Origin of the sequence: Micromonospora sp. NPDC005806, from assembly GCF_042871425.1 — a bacterium.
GTDB lineage: Bacteria > Actinomycetota > Actinomycetes > Mycobacteriales > Micromonosporaceae > Micromonospora.
In genome coordinates, this window is record NZ_JBIAIL010000028.1 from 40,289 (window position 1) to 57,152 (window position 16,864).

Below are 16,864 nucleotides of genomic sequence, written 5' to 3' on the forward strand. Positions count from 1 at the left end.
CGTCGGGGCGTAGAGGAGGCAGCCATGACCACGGATGACGAACGGACCGACGAACAGCCCGCGAGCTGGCGTCCGGCCGGCGAACTCCCCGGGCAACTGCCGTTGGATCGGCTCGACTACGGCGACGCCGAGCAACTGGCGGAGATGGCCGACACCGGTGAACCTCCCGCCGAGGAACCGCTGCAACTGGTGGACGAGCCGATCCGGATCCCACCGCCGTACGACCGGGCGCACAAACGGCGCAACCAGCGGCCGCTGCCGACCTGAGCGTACGAAAAGGGGGCGGACCGCTGACGCGGCCCGCCCCCTTTCGGCGTGCTGGTGGAGCTGGACTCAGAAGTCCATCTCCCCGCCACCCGGGCCAGCCGGGGCGGCCGGGGTCTTCTCCGGCTTGTCCGCCACGACCGCCTCGGTGGTGAGGAACAGCGCGGCGATCGACGACGCGTTCTGCAGCGCGGAACGGGTCACCTTGGCCGGGTCGATGATGCCCGACGCGAGCAGGTCGACGTACTCGCCGGTCGCGGCGTTGAGGCCGTGACCCGGCTCGAGGTTGCGGACGTGCTCGACGACGACGCCACCCTCCAGGCCGGCGTTGACGGCGATCTGCCGCAGCGGGGCGTCCAGCGCGATCTTGACGATCTGGGTGCCGGTCGCCTCGTCGCCGGTCAGGTCCAGCTTGTCGAAGGCGGTCTTGCCGGCCTGCACCAGCGCGACGCCACCACCCGGGACGATGCCCTCCTCGACGGCGGCCTTCGCGTTGCGGACGGCGTCCTCGATGCGGTGCTTGCGCTCCTTGAGCTCGACCTCGGTGGCCGCGCCGACCTTGATCACCGCAACACCGCCGGCCAGCTTGGCCAGGCGCTCCTGCAGCTTCTCCCGGTCGTAGTCGGAGTCGCTCTTCTCGATCTCGGCCCGGATCTGGTTGACCCGACCCTGGATCTGGTCGGCGTCACCGGCACCGTCGACGATGGTCGTCTCGTCCTTGGTCACCACGACCTTGCGGGCGCGGCCCAGCATGTCGAGGCCGACGGCGTCCAGCTTGAGGCCGACCTCCTCGCTGATGACCTGGCCACCGGTGAGGATGGCGATGTCGGCCAGCATGGCCTTGCGGCGGTCACCGAAGCCCGGCGCCTTGACGGCGACCGACTTGAAGGTGCCCCGCACCTTGTTGACGACCAGGGTGGCCAGGGCCTCGCCCTCGATGTCCTCGGAGATGATCAACAGCGGCTTGCCCGACTGCATGACCTTCTCCAGGATCGGGAGCAGGTCCTTCACCGACGAGATCTTGCTGTTGACGATCAGGAGGTACGGGTCGTCGAAGACGGCCTCCATACGCTCCGGGTCGGTCATGAAGTACGCGGAGATGTAGCCCTTGTCGAAGCGCATACCCTCGGTGAGCTCCAGCTCCAGCCCGAAGGTGTTGCTCTCCTCGACGGTGATGACGCCTTCCTTGCCGACCTTGTCCATCGCCTCGGCGATGATCTCGCCGACGCTGGTGTCACCAGCCGAGATGGAGGCGGTGGAGGCGATCTGCTCCTTGGTCTCCACGTCCTTGGCGAGCTTGAGCAGCTCCTCCGAGACGCTGGCCACGGCGGCCTCGATGCCCCGCTTCAGGGCCATCGGGTTGGCGCCCGCAGCCACGTTGCGCAGGCCCTCGCGAACCAGGGCCTGGGCCAGGACGGTCGCCGTCGTCGTGCCGTCACCGGCCACGTCGTCGGTCTTCTTCGCGACCTCCTTGACCAGCTCGGCGCCGATCTTCTCGTACGGGTCCTCGAGCTCGATCTCCTTGGCGATGCTCACACCATCGTTGGTGATGGTGGGGGCACCCCACTTCTTCTCGAGCACGACGTTGCGGCCCTTGGGGCCGAGGGTCACCTTCACGGCGTCGGCGAGCTGGTTCATGCCCCGCTCGAGGCCGCGGCGCGCCTCTTCGTCGAACGCGATCATCTTGGCCATACGGCGTTGTCCTCCTGGACACTCACGGGCCACCCGGGAGTGTCCCCGGATGGGCCGCCTGGTGTACGCACCTTGGGGACGTCGCCACCTGGCGACGGCGACGTCTCCTCGGTCGGGCCGGACAGCCCGCGACGACCGGCCCCGTGCCGCCCCGGCGCCATCTAGACACCGGCGCGGCCGTGGCCCTACCGCCCCGACCATTGGCACTCACCATACGCGAGTGCCAATGACCTGTTTAGCACTCTCCCTAGCCGAGTGCAAGCACGATGCCCCCGCTCAGCCGAGTTCCGCGGCGAGTCGGGCGGCGTTCACCGGACCTTCGTGGGCCCGCTGTTCGGCGTACGTGACGACCAGCCCGATCAGCTGCGCCAGGTAGGCCGGGGTGACCAGCAGGATGCCCGCCACGGCCAGCAGCACGGCGCCCGCACCGGTGCCCGGGGCGTTCAGCGGGTGCTCGCCGAAGATCAGCCGGTTGACCGTCTCCACCACGCCGTTGAGCAGGGTGGCGACGAACAGCGCGGCCACGACCAGCGCGACCCGACCCAGCACCATCCCGAACCGCTGGTGGAAGAGGCGGAACGCGCGGCTGATCGGCTCCTGCCGTTCGAACAGGTAGACCGGGCCGAACAGGGCGACCGCGAAGGCCGCGTAGACCCCGGGCAGCACGCAGGCACAGACACCGACGGTGATCAGCAGCGTGACGACGATGGTCCAGCCCCAGAGACCGAGCGCCCGGCGCCACCCGTACCGCCAGGCGGCCCCGACGCCGGCCGGCTCGCCGGCCGCCTGGCGGGTGATCACCCAGGCGCCGGCGGCCCAACCCGCGCTCTGCAGCGGGCCGAACATCAGCGCGGCCAGGATCAGCACGCCGTAGAAGGCGAAGAAGTCGGTGAAATAGCCGTCGGGCAGGACCGGGGTGCCGTCCGGGCCGGCGACGGGCTGGCCCGTCGGGGCCAGGGCGAGGGAGACGACCGCGATCACCGCGGCCGGCACCCCCTGGGTGATCAGGACGATCGGCAGCAGCTGCCGCCAGCCGCGACGCAGCGCGCCGGAGCACCGGGCGAACCAGCCGCCGACCCCGGCCTGCGGGGGCGTGACCAGCGGGTCGCCGGGGTCGAGGCCCGGGTACCAGCCGTAGCCGTAGCCGGGCATCGGCTGTCCGGGATACGCCCCCGGCGCCGGCCACACCCAGCCCTGCGGATGGCCCGCCGGGTCCCCCGGGTACGGTCCCCAGGGCTGCCCGGGGCCGCTCGGCGCGGCGAACCCGGGCTGACCGGGCACCGGGTACGCAGGCTGACCGGGCCCGCCCGGATAGATCGGATGGCCCGGCACCGGCGGGTAGGCGGGCTGCCACGGCGCGGCCGGGTCGGCCGGGACACCGGACGACGCCGGGGGCACCGGCTCGGTGGAACCCGACGGGGGCTGGTCGGACATGAACCCTCCTCAGCGGCGATGGCTGGAACGGCTCACGATCTTCCCTGGTGCGCGCCCGCAGCGCAGCCCCCAGGTCGGGGTAAAACGCCGCCGAACGGGCGGCGACGGGATCAGGCGATGACGCGAACCCGCTCCGCCTGCGGCCCCTTCTGGCCCTGGGCGATCTCGAACTCGACCCGCTGGCCGTCGTCCAGCGCCTTGTAGCCGTCCATCTCGATCGCGGAGAAGTGGACGAAGACGTCCTGCCCGCCGTCGACGGCGATGAAGCCGTAGCCCTTCTCGGCGTTGAACCACTTGACGGTGCCCTGTGCCACGGTGCACTTCCTCACTCTGCGCGGCGTTCCACAACCCGGAGGCCGGCGGACCGGCACCGGTGGACCACCGGTTCGGCGATCGGCGACGCTGAATCGGTGACCGAAATCGCACGCTACACGAGGAGTGACGACGGCGCACGACCACAAATCGGGCATAGTTCGGCCGACATCCGACCCGGTCGGACGCGGCCAGCCACACTCCGGTATGCATGCGAGGTGACCAGCGCGCCCACCACGACCACGACCGTCCGCCGGGTCCGCCCGGAGGACGCCGCCCGGATGCGGGCGCTCCGGTTGGAGATGCTCGCCGATTCGCCGCTGGCGTTCCTGGAGACGGTGGCGGAGGCCGCCGCCCGTCCACACGCCGACTACGCGGCCCGGGTCGCCGCGGTCTCCCGCGGCGATGCCACCGCCCAGTTCGTCGCCGACCCGGGCGGTCGCCTGGTCGGCCACGCCGGCGGCACGGTCGCCCCGGAGGAGCCGGGGCTGACCCTCATCTACGCCGTCTACGTCACGCCGGCCTGGCGGGGCAGCGGGCTGCTCGGCGCGCTGGTGGACGAGGTGGCCGCCTGGTCCCGGGCCTGCGGCCGGCCGGAGCTGATGATGGAGGTGGTGGTCGGCAACGACCGCGCCTACCGGGCGTACCAGAAGCTGGGCTTCGTGGACACCGGCATCCGCGTCCCGCACCCCACGATCCCCGCCCTCAACGAACTCCAGATGCGCCGAGCGGCGTGAGGAGGGGCCCCTTCGCTACCGGAAACGGTGAGGAGGGGCCCCTCCTGTCACCTCAGACGTGGCGACGCGACTGCACGATCCGGAACCGGTTGGCCACGTACGCCCCGTCAGTGAGCGCCGAGTTGGCTGCCGGGTTCGCCCCCGAGCCGTGGAAGTCGGAGAACGCCGCCGACTGGTTGACGAAGACCCCACCGGTCAGGTTGCAGGACAGGTGCACGCCGGCGTCGATCGCCGCCGCCTCGGCCGCGTCCAGCACCGCCTCGTCCGTGGCGTAGACGCCCGCGGTGAGCGCGCCCTTGTCCCCCACCGTCGTCCGCAGGATCTCCAGGCTGTGCGCGGTGGAGTTGGTGGCGATGGCGAACGAGATCGGCCCGAACCACTCCCGCGAGTAGGTCGCGGTGTCGGTGGCGTCCAGCTTCACGATGGTCGGCGTACGCACCACCGCGCCCGGGAACGACGGGTGCTCGACCGTCCGCGACTCCAGCACCGGCGCGCCGACCTTGCTGACCTCATCCAGCCGCTCCAGCACGCCGTCGTTGACGATCGCCCCGGTCAGCTCGACGCCCCGGGCCGGGTCGGCGGTGAGCTTGCCGACCGCCGCGGCGATCCCGGCGGCCACCTCGTCGAAGCTCTTGTGTCCCTGGTCGGTCTCGATGCCGCCCCGGGGGATCAGCAGGTTCTGCGAGGTGGTGCACATCTGACCGCTGTACAGGGTGAGGGTGAAGCCCAGGTTGCGGCACAGCCCGGCGAAGTCGTCGGTGGAGTCGATCACCACCGTGTTCAGGCCGGCCTTCTCGGTGTAGACGGCGGCCTGCCGGGCGTTGGCCTCCAGCCAGTCGCCGTACTCGGTGGAGCCGGTGAAGTCGACGATCTTGACGGCCGGGTGCAGGGCCAGGGTGGAGGCGAGCTTCTCGCCCGCCGCCTCCGGCGCGAGCTGCACCAGGTTCGGGTCGAAACCGGCCTCGGCGAGCACCTGCCGGGCGTACTTCACGGTGATGGCCAGCGGCAGCACCGCGCGCGGGTGCGGCTTGACGATCACCGGGTTGCCGGTGGCCAGCGAGGCGAAGAGCCCCGGGTACGAGTTCCAGGTCGGGAAGGTGTTGCAGCCGATCACCAGCGCCACGCCGCGCGGCACCACGTGGAAGGTCTTGCTCATCCGCAGCGGGTCGCCCTTGCCGGCGGCCTTCTCCCAGCCGGCCGTCCCCGGGTGGCGGGTCATCTCGGCGTACGCGTAGGCGATCGCCTCCAGCGCCCGGTCCAGCGCGTGCGCGCCGCCGGCCTGGAAGGCCATCACGAACGCCTGACCGCTGGTGAACTGCACCGCGTTCGCCAGCTCGAAGACGTTGCGGTGCAGCCGGTCGAGGATCTCCAGGCAGACCCCCGCCCGGGCCTGCGGGCCGGCGTCGCGCCAGGCGGGCAGGGCGGCGGTGGCGGCGGCCACCAGCTGGTCGGGGGCGGCGTGCGGGTAGCGCACGTTCAGCTCCACGCCGAACGGGCTGACCTCGGTGGCGACGGTCCCACCGTCACCCGTCTGGTCGAGGGGGAAGTCGGCGTTCAGGTACGCCTCGAAGGCCGCCTTGCCGTCGGCGGCGGCGGTCTCGCCGTACACGCGGGGGCTGGGCGACTCGGGATAGGCGGACCAGTACCCGCGCTCCGTGATTGCGGTCAGCGCCCGGTTGAGGGTGTCGGCGTGCCTGTCGTACAGGGGGTGCGGGGTCTCCGTCATGCCCGCCATCATGCAACAGCAACCCACCAGATCAGTAGGGGCCTGTCACAAGTCAGATCGCCGCCCGCCGCTCGGGCGCGGTATGACCGGACCGGCTCCGGGTAACCGCGCGGCCGGCGACGAGGAGGGGACGGTCACGGGTGGGAACCACCGAGATCCGGGTGCACGGGGTCGCCGACCGCGGCCCGGAGGCGACGCTGAACCGGCCGATCGTGAGCCGGGTGGCCGGAGACCGGGACGCCGGTTTCTACCAGGTATGCCCGGGCTACGGGGATCCGCACGGCGCCGAAGGCACCAGACTGGAGGCGTACCACTGGAGCGGTCTCACCGGGGGAACCGCCACCCGGACCTTCTCGCTGGTCCTGCTCCTGCCCTTCATGCTCGCCAACATCGCCATCTGGATGCTGCCGCCCGGCGGCCGCGTGGGCGCGGCCGGCAAGGCGCTCTGCCGGCTGCTCGCCGCGACCCTCACCGCGATGTACGTGCTGTCGATCGTGGGGGTCGCCCTCGACCTGCTCGCCTGGCAGTGCGCGGAGTACGCGCGGTGCCTGGAGGGTCGCCGGGAGATCTCCTGGCTGGGCGGCGTGCTGCCCGGGCGGCGTCTGGCCCTGCTCGCCCTGCTGCCGATCCTCGGGATCGCCCTGATGTGGCGGCTCAGTGGCCGAACCTGGCAGCTTCCGGAGGACACCACGTCGACGCCGCCGGAGCTCGGCGCGGACCGGCTCGACACCCCGGCCTTCTGGGACAACCGGGCGCTGCTGCTCCGACTGCGGTCGCTGCACGTGGGGATCTCGCTGGCGACGCTCGACCTGGCCCTGCTGCTGGCGGTGGCCCCGCACCACCGCGGGCTCCCCGGCTACGCGCTGCTCGCCGCGTCCGCCGGCCTGCTCGCCGCCGCGTTGGTGGCGCTCTGCCTGCCCCAGCTCGAACATCCGGCCGCCCGGTGGTCGCGTCGCGCGGGCCGCCTCTTCCGCTGGGCGATGATCACGTTGACCGGGCTGACCCTGGCGTACGCCGCGGCGCCGCGGGCGCCCTGGTCCGCCGTGGGTGGCCTGCCGAGGTACGACGTGCTGGTCGCCGGCCTGTTCGCCACCCAGATGGTGCTGCTCCTGGCGCTGGCCGCCCTTGTCCTGGCGCGGCGGCCGGGCCAGGGTCGATCGGCGCTGCTGGGTCTCGCCGCGCCGGTCGTGGTCTCGATCGCGATCGGGCTGGCCGTGTCGTACTCCTCGGGGCTGAGCTTCGGCATCGCCGAGTACCTGGACCGGGGTTCCAGCCCAACGCCGGCTCGTCCGCTGCCGCCGGGCGCCCCGCCGCTCTCCCCACCGGCCGCCTACCGCTGGGCGGCCCTGGGTGTCTCGGCGGCGCTGCTGTTCGCCGTCGCCGTGGCCGCGCTGGTCGGCCGTTACCAGCGAACCCGGCATCGACGGACGGCGGAGGAGACCGTCCAGCGGGAGTATCCGGAAGCGCCCCGGGCGGCTCCGGAACGGGTACGGGCAGTGGTCAACAAGATCATCCGGGCCCGGGCCGCGGACCGGCTCGCCCCGTTGCTCCTGGCGGCGTACGCGCTGCTGGCCGCGCTGAGCTTCGGCGCGGCCGGGTTGTCGGTGCTGGGTCAGGGGCCGGAGAACCTTGCCCGGCGACTGGGTGGGCCGCCGCTGGCCCGTCCGGTGATCTTCGTGACCGACCTGGGCGGCCTGCTGGTCGGACTGTTCGCGCTGTTCCTGTTCGGGGCGGGCCTGTTCGCGTACCGGTCGTCCGCCATGCGGATGGTCAGCGTGCTCTGGGAACTCGCCACCTTCTGGCCGCGCGCGGCGCATCCGCTGGCCGCCCCGTGCTACGCCGAGCGCGCCGTGCCGGACCTCACCCGCCGAATCGCCCACCTCACCGCCGGCGGGGACGCGGTCGTGCTCTCCGGGCAGAGCCACGGCAGCGTGCTAGCCGCGGTGACCGTTCTCCAACTGCCGGAATCCTCCCGCGCCCGGGTGGCGCTGTTGACCTACGGCACCCCGCTGGGGGGGCTCAACAGCCGGATCTTCCCCGCCTACATCGGGCCGGACGTGCTGCGGGAGATCGGTGACCGACTGGACTGGCGGTGGATCAACCTGTGGCGGCGGACCGACTCGGTCGGCGGGCCGGTCTTCGAGGCCGACGACAAGGATCGCGACAATCCCGCCGTCCGGGTGGACCGCCAGGTACGCGACCCGACGGGGCTGCTGATCCCGGCCGGGGACACGGTTCCGCCGGAGATCGGCGGGCACCGGTTCAAACCGGACGACTTCAACTGGGCGGTCGGTGAGCTGGTGGGGCGACTGCATTCGGCCGGCCCCGGCGACGGCGGGCTCAGAGGGTGAGCTGCCAGTCCGTCCAGGCGTCCACCGGCCGGAAGCCCAGCTGCTCGTTGATCGCGACCATGTGCTGGTTCTCGGCGGCGTTCCAGGTGTCGATCGCCCGCAGGGCCGATTCGTGGTCGAGCACGTACCGCAGGTTCTCGATCTTGACGAGCAGGCCGAGCCGGTGCCCCCGGTGCGCCGGGTCGACGATGGTGATCTGCTGCCAGGCGTGCCAGTCGGCGCTCGGGCCCAGGTCGATCAGGGTCCACGCGACCACCCGGCCGGACGCCTCGTGCACCGCCGCGTGGTGATACCCGCGACGGCCCCGGGCGTGCAGCGCCCGCTCCCGGCCGCGTAGCCGCTCGACGTCGACCTGCTCGGGCTCCCACTCCAGGTCCCCGAGGGGCGCGTCGGCCATCAGCCGGCCGTCGAGGTAGGCCACGTCGGCGGCGTACTCCTCGGGGGTGGCGCCCCGCCAGCGGACGGTGCGGTAACCGGTCGCGTGCGCCCGTGCGCCCGCGGCCAGGGTGTCGAGGGCCGCGAGGTCCAGCCGGCCGGTGTCCAGCCGGCGGCGCACCTCGGCGAGCGCCGGCCGGGCACCCGTCGCGGCGGCGAAGGCGTTGCCCGCCTCCGGCCGGGCCACTCCCCCGGGCAGCGCCGACACGGTCACCGCGATGACCCGCTTGCGGCCGTGCGCGCGCAGCAGGCGCAGGCCGTGCTCGTGCAGCGCCCGCCCGACGCCCCGACGTCGGTACCCGGGATGCACCACCAGCTCGGCGTCGGCGTTGTCGGTGTTGTCGAGCTGCGGCAGGTCGAGCGCCAGGTATCCGGCCGGTTCTCCGTCGAGCCGGGCCAGCGTCCAGAGCCGGAGGCTGCCCGGCATCGGATGCCGGACGGCGGCGGTGAACCGCTGCCGGCAGAACGGCGGGAAGTCCGGCAGGTCGGCGTCGTTGGCCGCCGCGCCGATCCGGTACGCCTCATCGATCGCGGCCTGGTCGGCGGCGTCGAACGGCGCGATCGTGATGCCCATGCCCCCGAGGGTGGCCCCGGATACGCCGATCGGGCCAGCGATTTACGCTGGCCCGATCGGGACGTTGGTCGGGAGGGACGTCCGCACAACGCCTCCGGCGTTGGGTCGCAAGAACTTGAAAAGTCTCCGGCGGAAGCCCTCCCGCACGGAGCATCTTGCGCCGTCCGGTTCCTGCCGTCAAGTCCTTGTCGGCGGGTTTTCCACACTCACAGCGAAAAGCCAGTTACCCACCGGATCTCCCCGATCCCCCACCCGGGCGATCCGCCCCTCCCCCGGAAGCATGAATTGATCAACAGTCCCAGGGAGGGTCAGCCGAGGAGGCCGGCGTCGCGGGCGGCGCGGAGCGAGGGCTTGATCCGGTGGGTGGGGCCGACCTGGGGAGCCACCGCGTCGAGGGTCTTCAGGCCCTCGCCGGTGTTGAAGACGACGGTCTCGGCCGCCGGGTCGAGCTTTCCGGACTCGACCAGCTTGCGCAGGACCGCCACGGTGACGCCGCCGGCGGTCTCGGCGAAGACCCCGGCGGTCCGGGCGAGCAGCCGGATCCCGGCGCGGATCTCGTCGTCGTCGGCGTACTCCATCCAGCCACCGGTGCGCCGGACCGCCTCCAGCGCGTAGAGCCCGGCGGCCGGGTCGCCGATGTTGAGCGACTTGGCGATGCCGGTCGGCTTGACCGGGACGATGGTGTCGCTGTCGGTGTGCAGCGCGGTGGCGATCGGGTTGCAGCCGGCGGACTGCGCGCCGAACACCTTCCAGCCCCCGGCCGGCGCCTCGACCAGGCCGATCTCGACCAGTTCGGAGAACGCCTTGTCGATCTTCGTGAGCAGCTCGCCGCTGGCCATCGGGATGACCACCTGGGCGGGGATCCGCCAGCCGAGCTGCTCGGCGACCTCGTAGCCGAGGGTCTTGGAGCCCTCGGCGTAGTACGGCCGGACGTTGACGTTGACGAAGGCGGTGTCCTCGAACTCGTCGGTCTCCACCAGCTCGCCGCAGAGCCGGTTCACGTCGTCGTACGAGCCGTCGACGGCGACCAGGTCACCGCCGTAGACGGCGGTGGTCACCACCTTGCCCTGCTCCAGGTCGCCGGGGATGAAGACCACCGAGGGCACGCCGGCCCGGGCCGCGTGGGCGGCCACCGAGTTGGCCAGGTTGCCGGTGGAGGCGCAGGCGTACCGGGTGAAGCCGAGCGCCCGGGCGGCGGTCAGCGCCACCGAGACCACCCGGTCCTTGAACGAGTGGGTCGGGTTGCCGCTGTCGTCCTTGACCCAGAGCGGGGCGCTGATGCCGAGTTCGGCGGCAAGGTGCGGGGCGGCGACCAGCGGGGTCAGCCCGGGGTCGAGGGTCACCCGGGTGCCCGGGTCCTGGCCGGCCGGGAGCAGGGCGGCATACCGCCAGAGGTTCTTCGGGCCGGCCTCGATCTGCTCGCGGGTGACGCTGGCCAGGGCGGCCGTGTCGTAGTCGACCTCCAGCGGGCCGAAGCACTCGTAGCAGGCGTGCTGCGCGGCGAGCGGGTAGCGCGCCGAACAGGCGCGACAGACCAGGGCCCGGGCCGGGCTCAGGGTGGTGTCGATGCCGGAGGTGGCGGGAAGCGTCGACGTCATGTCGAGGAGTCCTCTCATCTTTCCCCGCATCGCCTCGCGCGGCGGGGACGGAATTGGCACCTGCCCGGCGTCGCTCGTCGTCGAGCGCGCGGGTGGTTGCCGGGGCGTCGTCGGGCCGTATCCCTCAGCCCCTCTGGATGAGGTATGCAGTTGTGCCGCCGAGTCTATGCCGAGCCCCCGCGACCGCCACCTGGGCTTCCCACGCAGTGAGCGCCCGGCCGAGTCAGCGGGCGACGACGGCGACGGGCTCGACCACCGCGGGGTGGTCGACCACCGCGGCCGGGGCGGGGGTGGCGGGCGCCTTCCGGGTCCGGGTGGCCAGGTTCGCGGCGACCAGGGCGGCGATGGTCAGCGCGGCGCCGACCAGCTCCACCTCGCCGGGCCGGTAGCCGCGCAGGATCTGCACCACGAACGTGGTCATCGGGACCAGGTTCATGAAGAGCGCCGCGTCGGCCGCACCGAGCCGGCGTACGCCGGTGTTCCAGGCGAGCACCGCGAGCACCGCGGCGACCAGCACCGCGTATGCGAGCTGCGGGGCGACCGCGACGAGGGCGGCGACGGCCGGCGCGTGCTGGAGTCCGGTGAGGTCCGCGACGGCGCTGGCGGCCAGCATGGCGAGCGTGCCGGCGACGGCGGTCAGCGTGGTGTACCGCAGCGCGGAGTGCTCGGGGAAGCGGCTGGCGCCGTGGGTGTAGATCGCCCAGCTGAGCACGGCGCCGATCATGAGCAGCCCGCCGACGCCGAACTGGCCCAGCCCGTCGGGCCGGCCTCGGGTGATCACCAGACCCACGCCGACCAGGGCGACCAGCGACAGGCCGAGCAGCGCCGGCCGGGGGCGTACGCCGTCCCGCGCCCACCTGACGAGCTGGGTGACCAGCGGAGTGGTGGCGACGAAGAGGGCGATCTGCTGGGGGGCGGCGTGCCCGAGCGCGAGGTTGGTGAGCACGTTGAAGCCGGCGAACCCGACCACGCCGAGCAACGCCACCTCGCCGCCGCGCCCGTCCGCCCGGAGGGCGGCCAGCCCCTCCCTGGCCAGCAGCAAGGCGAGCAGCACGGCCGTGGCGAGCACGTACCGGGCGGTGGTCAGGTTGAGCGCGTCCACCCGGGTGAGCGCGCTGGCCAGGACCGGGAACATGACGCCCCAGCTCAGTACGGCGAAGAGCGGGAAGGCGGCGTGACGAGATCGCAACACAGCTCCTACGTTCGAGAACCATCGAACCAACGGCATCGACGTTAGGAGGTTGTTCGACGAATGTCGAACATGGGTTACTCTGGTCACATGGAGCTGCGCGAACCCGAGCTGCGGGAGGTACCGGTCACCGCCGTGCTGGCGGCCCTGGCCGACGAGGTGCGGCTGCAGATCGTGCGCGCCCTCGCCGAGGGCGGGGAATACGCCTGCGGCACCTTCGAGTTCGGCGTCTCCAAGGCCACCCGCAGCCACCACCTCAAGGTGCTGCGCGAGGCCGGCCTGACCCGCACCCGGGCCGCCGGCACCAGCCGGTATGTCCGGCTGCGCCGGGAGGAGTTGGACCGCCTCTACCCGGGCCTGCTGGACGCGGTGCTCGCCGCACCCACCGGCTCCTGAGCCCGCCCTCCGGCTGCAGCCGCTGTCGTCGGCCGCTCGGCGACCGGGTCAGCTCGTGACGTCCTTGCGGGTGAAGCGCCAGAAGGCCAGACCCCAGAATCCGGTGGCGTAGACGACCGCCGAGACGATGCCGCGGACCAGGTCGTCGGTCTGCACCGGGGTGGAGAGCAGGCCCAGCCAGGCGGTGCTGTAGTGGGTCGGCAGCAGCGCGCGCAGCCCGCCCAGCGCGGTGATCTGGTCCAGGATGCTGGAGAGGATCCAGAGCAGCACCGCCCCGCCGACCGCGCCGAGCGCGGCGTCCGTGGTCACCGAGAGCAGGAACGCCAGGCCGGCCACCACCAGCAGGACGACCGCCAGGTAGCCGAGCACCGCGAGCAGGCGGACCAGCCCGTCGCCCGGGGCCAGCTCGGCGGAGACCTGGCTACGCAGCGGGGACCAGCCGTACCGGAGGGTGCCGGCGAGCAGGGCGGTGCCGGCGAGCAGCAGCAGGGCCAGCGCCGAGTACGCGAGCGCGACCAGGAGCTTCACGGTGAGCAGCCGGGCCCGCGGCACCGGAATCGCCAGCAGGTAGCGCAGGCTCCCCCAGCTCGCCTCGCTGGCCACCGTGTCCCCGCAGAACAGCGCCACCACCACGACCAGCAGGAACGACGAGGACACGAAGATCGAGAAGAGGGTGAAGTTCAACCCGCCCGAGATGGCCAGGTCGACCAGGCTGCCGAACTCGTTGTTCCGGTTCCGGTCCTCGTTGCCGCTGTTGAACTGGAACGCGACCAGGATGATCAGCGGCAGCAGCACCATGAACCCCAGCGCGAGCTGAGTACGCCGCCGCGACGCCTGCCGCCGGAACTCCGCCAGGAACGGCAGGGTGGCCGACGGCCGGTACCCGGCCGCCGCCCCGGCGCGTACCGCCGTGTCCACGGCTGATGACTGCCCCATCACCGGTCCCCGCTTCCCCGAGAGTTCTCGCCCACCAGGGCGAGGAACGCGTCCTCCAGGCGGCGCCGGGGCACCACCCGGTCCACCCCGATGCCGGCCCGGACCAGCTCGGCCACCACCTCGCTGCGGGCCGTGCCGTTGGTGTCCACCACCAGCCCGCCGTCACCGTCGGGCAGCACCCGTACGCCGCCCAGCCGGTCGAGCACGTCGCGCGCCGCGTCCGGGTCGCTCACGTCGAACAGCACGCTCGGCGACTCGCCGACGATCTCCTCGACCGGGCCGGAGGCCACGATCCGCCCCTTGTTCACCACCACCGCGTGGGTGCAGGTCTGCTCCACCTCGGCCAGCAGGTGGCTGGAGACCAGCACCGCCCGGCCGTCGGTGGCGTACCGCTGGAGCACCCGGCGCATCTCGGCGATCTGCGGCGGGTCCAGGCCGTCCGTCGGCTCGTCGAGCACCAGCAGCTCGGGCAGACCGAGCATGGCCTGCGCGATGGCGAGCCGCTGCCGCATGCCGTGGCTGTAGTTCTTCGTCCGTCGGTGCACCGAGGCGCCCAGCCCGGCGATCTCCAGCGCCTGGTCGAAGTGCGCGTCCGCCCACGGCCGGCCGGTCGCCCGCCAGTACGCCTTGAGGTTGTCCAGGCCGGACAGGTGCGGCAGGAAGCCGGGTCCCTCCACCAGAGCACCGATCCGGGAGAGCACCGGCGAACCGGGCACCAGCCGGTGCCCGAAGACGTAGATCTCGCCGGCGGTGGGCTGGGTGAGCCCCATCAGCACCCGCAGGGTGGTGGTCTTGCCGGCGCCGTTCGGTCCGAGCAGGCCGACCACCTGGCCGGGGTGCACCTCGAAGTCCACGTTGGAGACGGCGACGAAGCCGTCCGCGTACTCCTTGCGGAGCGCCCGGACGGCGAGCGGGACGCCCGCGTACTCCGGATGGACGGAGCTGTCCTGCCGGCGGTGCCGGCGGCGGGCGACCAGGACGACCACCACGAGCCCGACCGCGATGGCGGCGAGCAGGCCGGCCAGCACCCAGCGCCACACCGTGGCGGTGGTGGGGATCGGCGCGGCGTCGACCGTGGGCAGGACCAGCGGGCCCTCGCCGAGGGCGACGGTGTGGACCGCCGGCTCGGCCGGCGTGGCGTACGCCTGGTCGGAGGTGGCCACCACGACCCGCAGTCGGTGTCCGGCCTCGATCCGACGGACGATTGCCGGCAGGGTCACCGTGACCGGCTGGGCGGCGTCGACGGTCTTCGGCAGGCCGGTCAGCCGGATCGGGGCGACCAGGCCGTCGGGCAGGGTGGCCGCGCCCTTCGGGTCGACGTCGTAGAGCTTGACGAAGAGCACCGCCTCGCCGGTCGGCGAGGCCGCCCGGATCCGTACGGTGGGCGCACCGGCCACGTCGACCGGCTCGTCCAACGGCGCGGACTCGAACCGGGCGTGCTGGCCGGGAATGTCACCGGCCACCCCGTTGAGCAGCGAGCCGAGCGCCCCGGCGAACGGCACCGCGCTGATCGCGGCCGGGTTGCCGTTGGGCGGATTGGCGATCGACTGGGGTGGCCCGGCGAGCGCGACCTCGCGGCGGCCCGTCCCGGTGACCCCGGGGTAGTCGGCGGTGCGGTAGCCGGTGGCCACCAGCCCCCGGTCGAGCGCGTCGAAGCCGGCGATCCGGGAGAAGGTGAAGACCTCGCCGGGCGCCGACCCCTCGCCCTTGACGTAGTGGTCGAGCCACTGCGCGGTCAGGAACTTCACCCGGTCGGAGTCGGACGTGGGCCCCTCGCCGCCGTCGTGGCCGCCGGTGAACCAGGCGACCCGGACCGGGGTGCCGGCGGCGGCGATGCCCCGCGCGTTCGCGTCCGCCTCGGTGAGCGGGAAGAGGGTGTCCGCCTCCCCCTGCACCAGCAGGGTGGGCGCCGTGATCCGGTCGAGCACTCCGGCCGGCGAGGAGCGGCGCAGCAGGTCGACCGCGGCGGCGTCGGCCCGTCCGGTGGTGGCGATCCGCAGGTACGTGGCGCAGACGTCGGCGGCGAACCGACCGCAGGACGGGTCGGCGGCGCCGCCCGGGGCGCGCCCCGAACCCGTGCCGGGGCCGGCGCCGGGCTGCGGGCTGGGTGCACCGGCCGACGCGGGAGCGCCCTCGGGCCGGCCGGCGGTGCTGCCGGAGACGCCGGCCGGGCCGGAGCCGGCGCTCCCGCCGCCACCGAAGAAGATGCCGGCCCAGCCCTTCTTGAACACGCCGTCGGTGGGCCCCTTGCCGGTGCTCTCCGGCAGGAACGCCCGGGACAGGTCGTTCCACGTGATCATCGGGACGATCGCGTCGACCCGGCGGTCCTGGGCGGCCAACAGCAGGGCCAGGCCGCCACCGTACGAGCCGCCGACGACGCCGACCCGGGGGTCGCCGGCCGCGTCGAGCCGGATGTCCGGCCGCGCGGCCAGCCGGTCGAGCAGGCGGGACGCGTCCCGCACCTCGTAGTCCGGGCTGTCCAGGTGGATCTCGCCGCCGCTGCGGCCGAAGCCCCGGGCGGTCCAGGTGAGCACGGCGTACCCCCGGGCGGCCAGGTCCTCGGCGTCGGAGCGGACCGACTCCTTGGTGCCGCCGAAGCCGTGCGCCAGCAGCACGGCCGGGACGCGGTGCCGGGCCGAGGCGTCCCGGGGCAGGTAGAGCGTGGTGTCCAGGTCTACCGCCTGGTCGCCGTCCGGTCCGGAGCGGACGGTCACCAGGGCCGACTCGGTCCGGAAGTCCGGCCGCTGCGGCCGGGCGGCCCAGAGGACCGCGGCGGCCACCAGCACGACCGCCACCACCGCCGCGACGACCCGACGGCGGCGGGTGGCCAGGGCACGCCGGAGCCGCGCGGCGGAGAGCGGTGATCTCATGCGGCACACGGTACGGCCCGGAACCTGAGCGCCGCCTGAGATCCGCCGTACGTCCGTCCGGCTGCACCGTTCGGTGCGCGAGGTTCGTCGACCGCCGAAGGTCCAGAGGTATCTCAGCGGGATGAATTCGAATCCCGCGAATTCACATCTACGCTCGCGAATCGCCTCGATCCGACCATCTCGCCGGCCACTCCGGACGCTGCGTGTCCACCAGGTCAACCAGACGTGACCTGGCCCGAAATGACGTGAAGCTGACTCACCGAACGGTCACGCCCTGCGCGTGGTTCGGATACTTTCCGGTCCGGTGAACGGGACCGCGCACGGCGATCCCGGCACCGCAGCGTCCCCCG

Annotated in this window: 13 protein-coding genes and 1 riboswitch; of the genes, 4 read left to right on the forward strand and 9 right to left on the reverse strand. The window is 72.8% G+C overall.

The window, feature by feature from the left end:
• Positions 1-24 precede the first annotated feature (24 nt).
• Positions 25-267, forward strand: coding sequence for a hypothetical protein (locus tag ACFYOS_RS25220; RefSeq protein WP_387146325.1), 243 nt, complete (start codon positions 25-27; stop codon positions 265-267).
• Between the two features lie 66 nt (positions 268-333).
• Here the strand turns inward: ACFYOS_RS25220 and groL are convergent, their stop codons facing one another.
• The 3 genes from groL to ACFYOS_RS25235 form a co-directional block, all read right to left on the reverse strand.
• Positions 334-1,956 carry a chaperonin GroEL gene (gene groL, locus ACFYOS_RS25225; RefSeq protein WP_387146328.1) on the reverse strand — a complete coding sequence of 541 codons (1,623 nt, stop codon included), beginning with the start codon at positions 1,954-1,956 and terminating at the stop codon, positions 334-336.
• A 276-nt stretch (positions 1,957-2,232) separates the two neighbouring features.
• On the reverse strand, positions 2,233-3,390 hold the full coding sequence (locus ACFYOS_RS25230) for a hypothetical protein (RefSeq protein ID WP_387146331.1): 1,158 nt from the start codon (positions 3,388-3,390) through the stop codon (positions 2,233-2,235).
• A gap of 110 nt (positions 3,391-3,500) precedes the next feature.
• Entirely contained in the window at positions 3,501-3,704 is a 204-nt protein-coding gene (locus ACFYOS_RS25235; RefSeq protein ID WP_013288855.1) for a cold-shock protein, read from the reverse strand.
• Between the two features lie 279 nt (positions 3,705-3,983).
• Between ACFYOS_RS25235 and ACFYOS_RS25240 the strand changes: the two genes are divergently transcribed.
• The gene (locus tag ACFYOS_RS25240) at positions 3,984-4,439 is read left to right on the forward strand and encodes a GNAT family N-acetyltransferase (protein ID WP_387146489.1); all 456 of its coding nucleotides are present in this window, start codon (positions 3,984-3,986) and stop codon (positions 4,437-4,439) included.
• Between the two features lie 52 nt (positions 4,440-4,491).
• Here ACFYOS_RS25240 and paaN read toward each other — a convergent pair whose 3' ends face one another.
• Entirely contained in the window at positions 4,492-6,165 is a 1,674-nt protein-coding gene (gene paaN, locus ACFYOS_RS25245) for a phenylacetic acid degradation protein PaaN (protein ID WP_387146334.1), read from the reverse strand.
• A gap of 140 nt (positions 6,166-6,305) precedes the next feature.
• Here paaN and ACFYOS_RS25250 point away from each other — a divergent pair, with 140 nt between their 5' ends.
• Positions 6,306-8,516 (forward strand): hypothetical protein, encoded by a 2,211-nt coding sequence (locus tag ACFYOS_RS25250; RefSeq protein ID WP_387146337.1) that lies wholly within the window; start codon positions 6,306-6,308, stop codon positions 8,514-8,516.
• Here the strand turns inward: ACFYOS_RS25250 and ACFYOS_RS25255 are convergent.
• The 3 genes from ACFYOS_RS25255 to ACFYOS_RS25265 form a co-directional block, all read right to left on the reverse strand.
• Positions 8,506-9,525, reverse strand: coding sequence for a GNAT family N-acetyltransferase (locus ACFYOS_RS25255; protein ID WP_387146340.1), 1,020 nt, complete (start codon positions 9,523-9,525; stop codon positions 8,506-8,508). The two genes, ACFYOS_RS25250 and ACFYOS_RS25255, sit on opposite strands and share 11 nt — an antisense overlap.
• 308 nt (positions 9,526-9,833) lie before the next feature.
• Entirely contained in the window at positions 9,834-11,123 is a 1,290-nt protein-coding gene (thrC, locus tag ACFYOS_RS25260) for a threonine synthase (RefSeq protein WP_387146343.1), read from the reverse strand.
• An 11-nt stretch (positions 11,124-11,134) separates the two neighbouring features.
• Positions 11,135-11,267: riboswitch (SAM riboswitch) on the reverse strand.
• A gap of 79 nt (positions 11,268-11,346) precedes the next feature.
• The gene (locus ACFYOS_RS25265; protein ID WP_387146346.1) at positions 11,347-12,312 is read right to left on the reverse strand and encodes a DMT family transporter; all 966 of its coding nucleotides are present in this window, start codon (positions 12,310-12,312) and stop codon (positions 11,347-11,349) included.
• A gap of 90 nt (positions 12,313-12,402) precedes the next feature.
• On the opposite strand from ACFYOS_RS25265, the gene ACFYOS_RS25270 reads away from it, so the two are divergent.
• Entirely contained in the window at positions 12,403-12,708 is a 306-nt protein-coding gene (locus ACFYOS_RS25270) for an ArsR/SmtB family transcription factor (protein ID WP_387146349.1), read from the forward strand.
• 48 nt (positions 12,709-12,756) lie between these two features.
• Here ACFYOS_RS25270 and ACFYOS_RS25275 read toward each other — a convergent pair whose 3' ends face one another.
• Complete coding sequence (locus ACFYOS_RS25275; protein ID WP_387146352.1) at positions 12,757-13,644, reverse strand: ABC transporter permease; 888 nt, start codon at positions 13,642-13,644, stop codon at positions 12,757-12,759.
• Positions 13,644-16,514: an alpha/beta fold hydrolase gene (locus ACFYOS_RS25280; RefSeq protein WP_387146355.1), complete on the reverse strand. Its 2,871-nt coding sequence runs from the start codon at positions 16,512-16,514 to the stop codon at positions 13,644-13,646. Before ACFYOS_RS25280 ends, ACFYOS_RS25275 begins: the two co-directional genes overlap by 1 nt.
• Positions 16,515-16,864: the final 350 nt, after the last annotated feature.

What these genes read in the sequence shown, in the direction of transcription:
- ACFYOS_RS25255 (WP_387146340.1), bottom strand. Translation starts at nt 9,525, where the DNA reads ATGGGCATCACGATCGCGCCGTTCGACGCCGCCGACCAGGCCGCGATC.
- ACFYOS_RS25270 (WP_387146349.1), top strand. Translation starts at nt 12,403, where the DNA reads ATGGAGCTGCGCGAACCCGAGCTGCGGGAGGTACCGGTCACCGCCGTG.
- ACFYOS_RS25220 (WP_387146325.1), top strand. Translation starts at nt 25, where the DNA reads ATGACCACGGATGACGAACGGACCGACGAACAGCCCGCGAGCTGGCGT.
- ACFYOS_RS25280 (WP_387146355.1), bottom strand. Translation starts at nt 16,514, where the DNA reads ATGAGATCACCGCTCTCCGCCGCGCGGCTCCGGCGTGCCCTGGCCACC.
- ACFYOS_RS25240 (WP_387146489.1), top strand. Translation starts at nt 3,984, where the DNA reads ATGCGGGCGCTCCGGTTGGAGATGCTCGCCGATTCGCCGCTGGCGTTC.
- thrC (WP_387146343.1), bottom strand. Translation starts at nt 11,123, where the DNA reads ATGACGTCGACGCTTCCCGCCACCTCCGGCATCGACACCACCCTGAGC.
- ACFYOS_RS25275 (WP_387146352.1), bottom strand. Translation starts at nt 13,644, where the DNA reads ATGGGGCAGTCATCAGCCGTGGACACGGCGGTACGCGCCGGGGCGGCG.
- paaN (WP_387146334.1), bottom strand. Translation starts at nt 6,165, where the DNA reads ATGACGGAGACCCCGCACCCCCTGTACGACAGGCACGCCGACACCCTC.
- ACFYOS_RS25230 (WP_387146331.1), bottom strand. Translation starts at nt 3,390, where the DNA reads ATGTCCGACCAGCCCCCGTCGGGTTCCACCGAGCCGGTGCCCCCGGCG.
- groL (WP_387146328.1), bottom strand. Translation starts at nt 1,956, where the DNA reads ATGGCCAAGATGATCGCGTTCGACGAAGAGGCGCGCCGCGGCCTCGAG.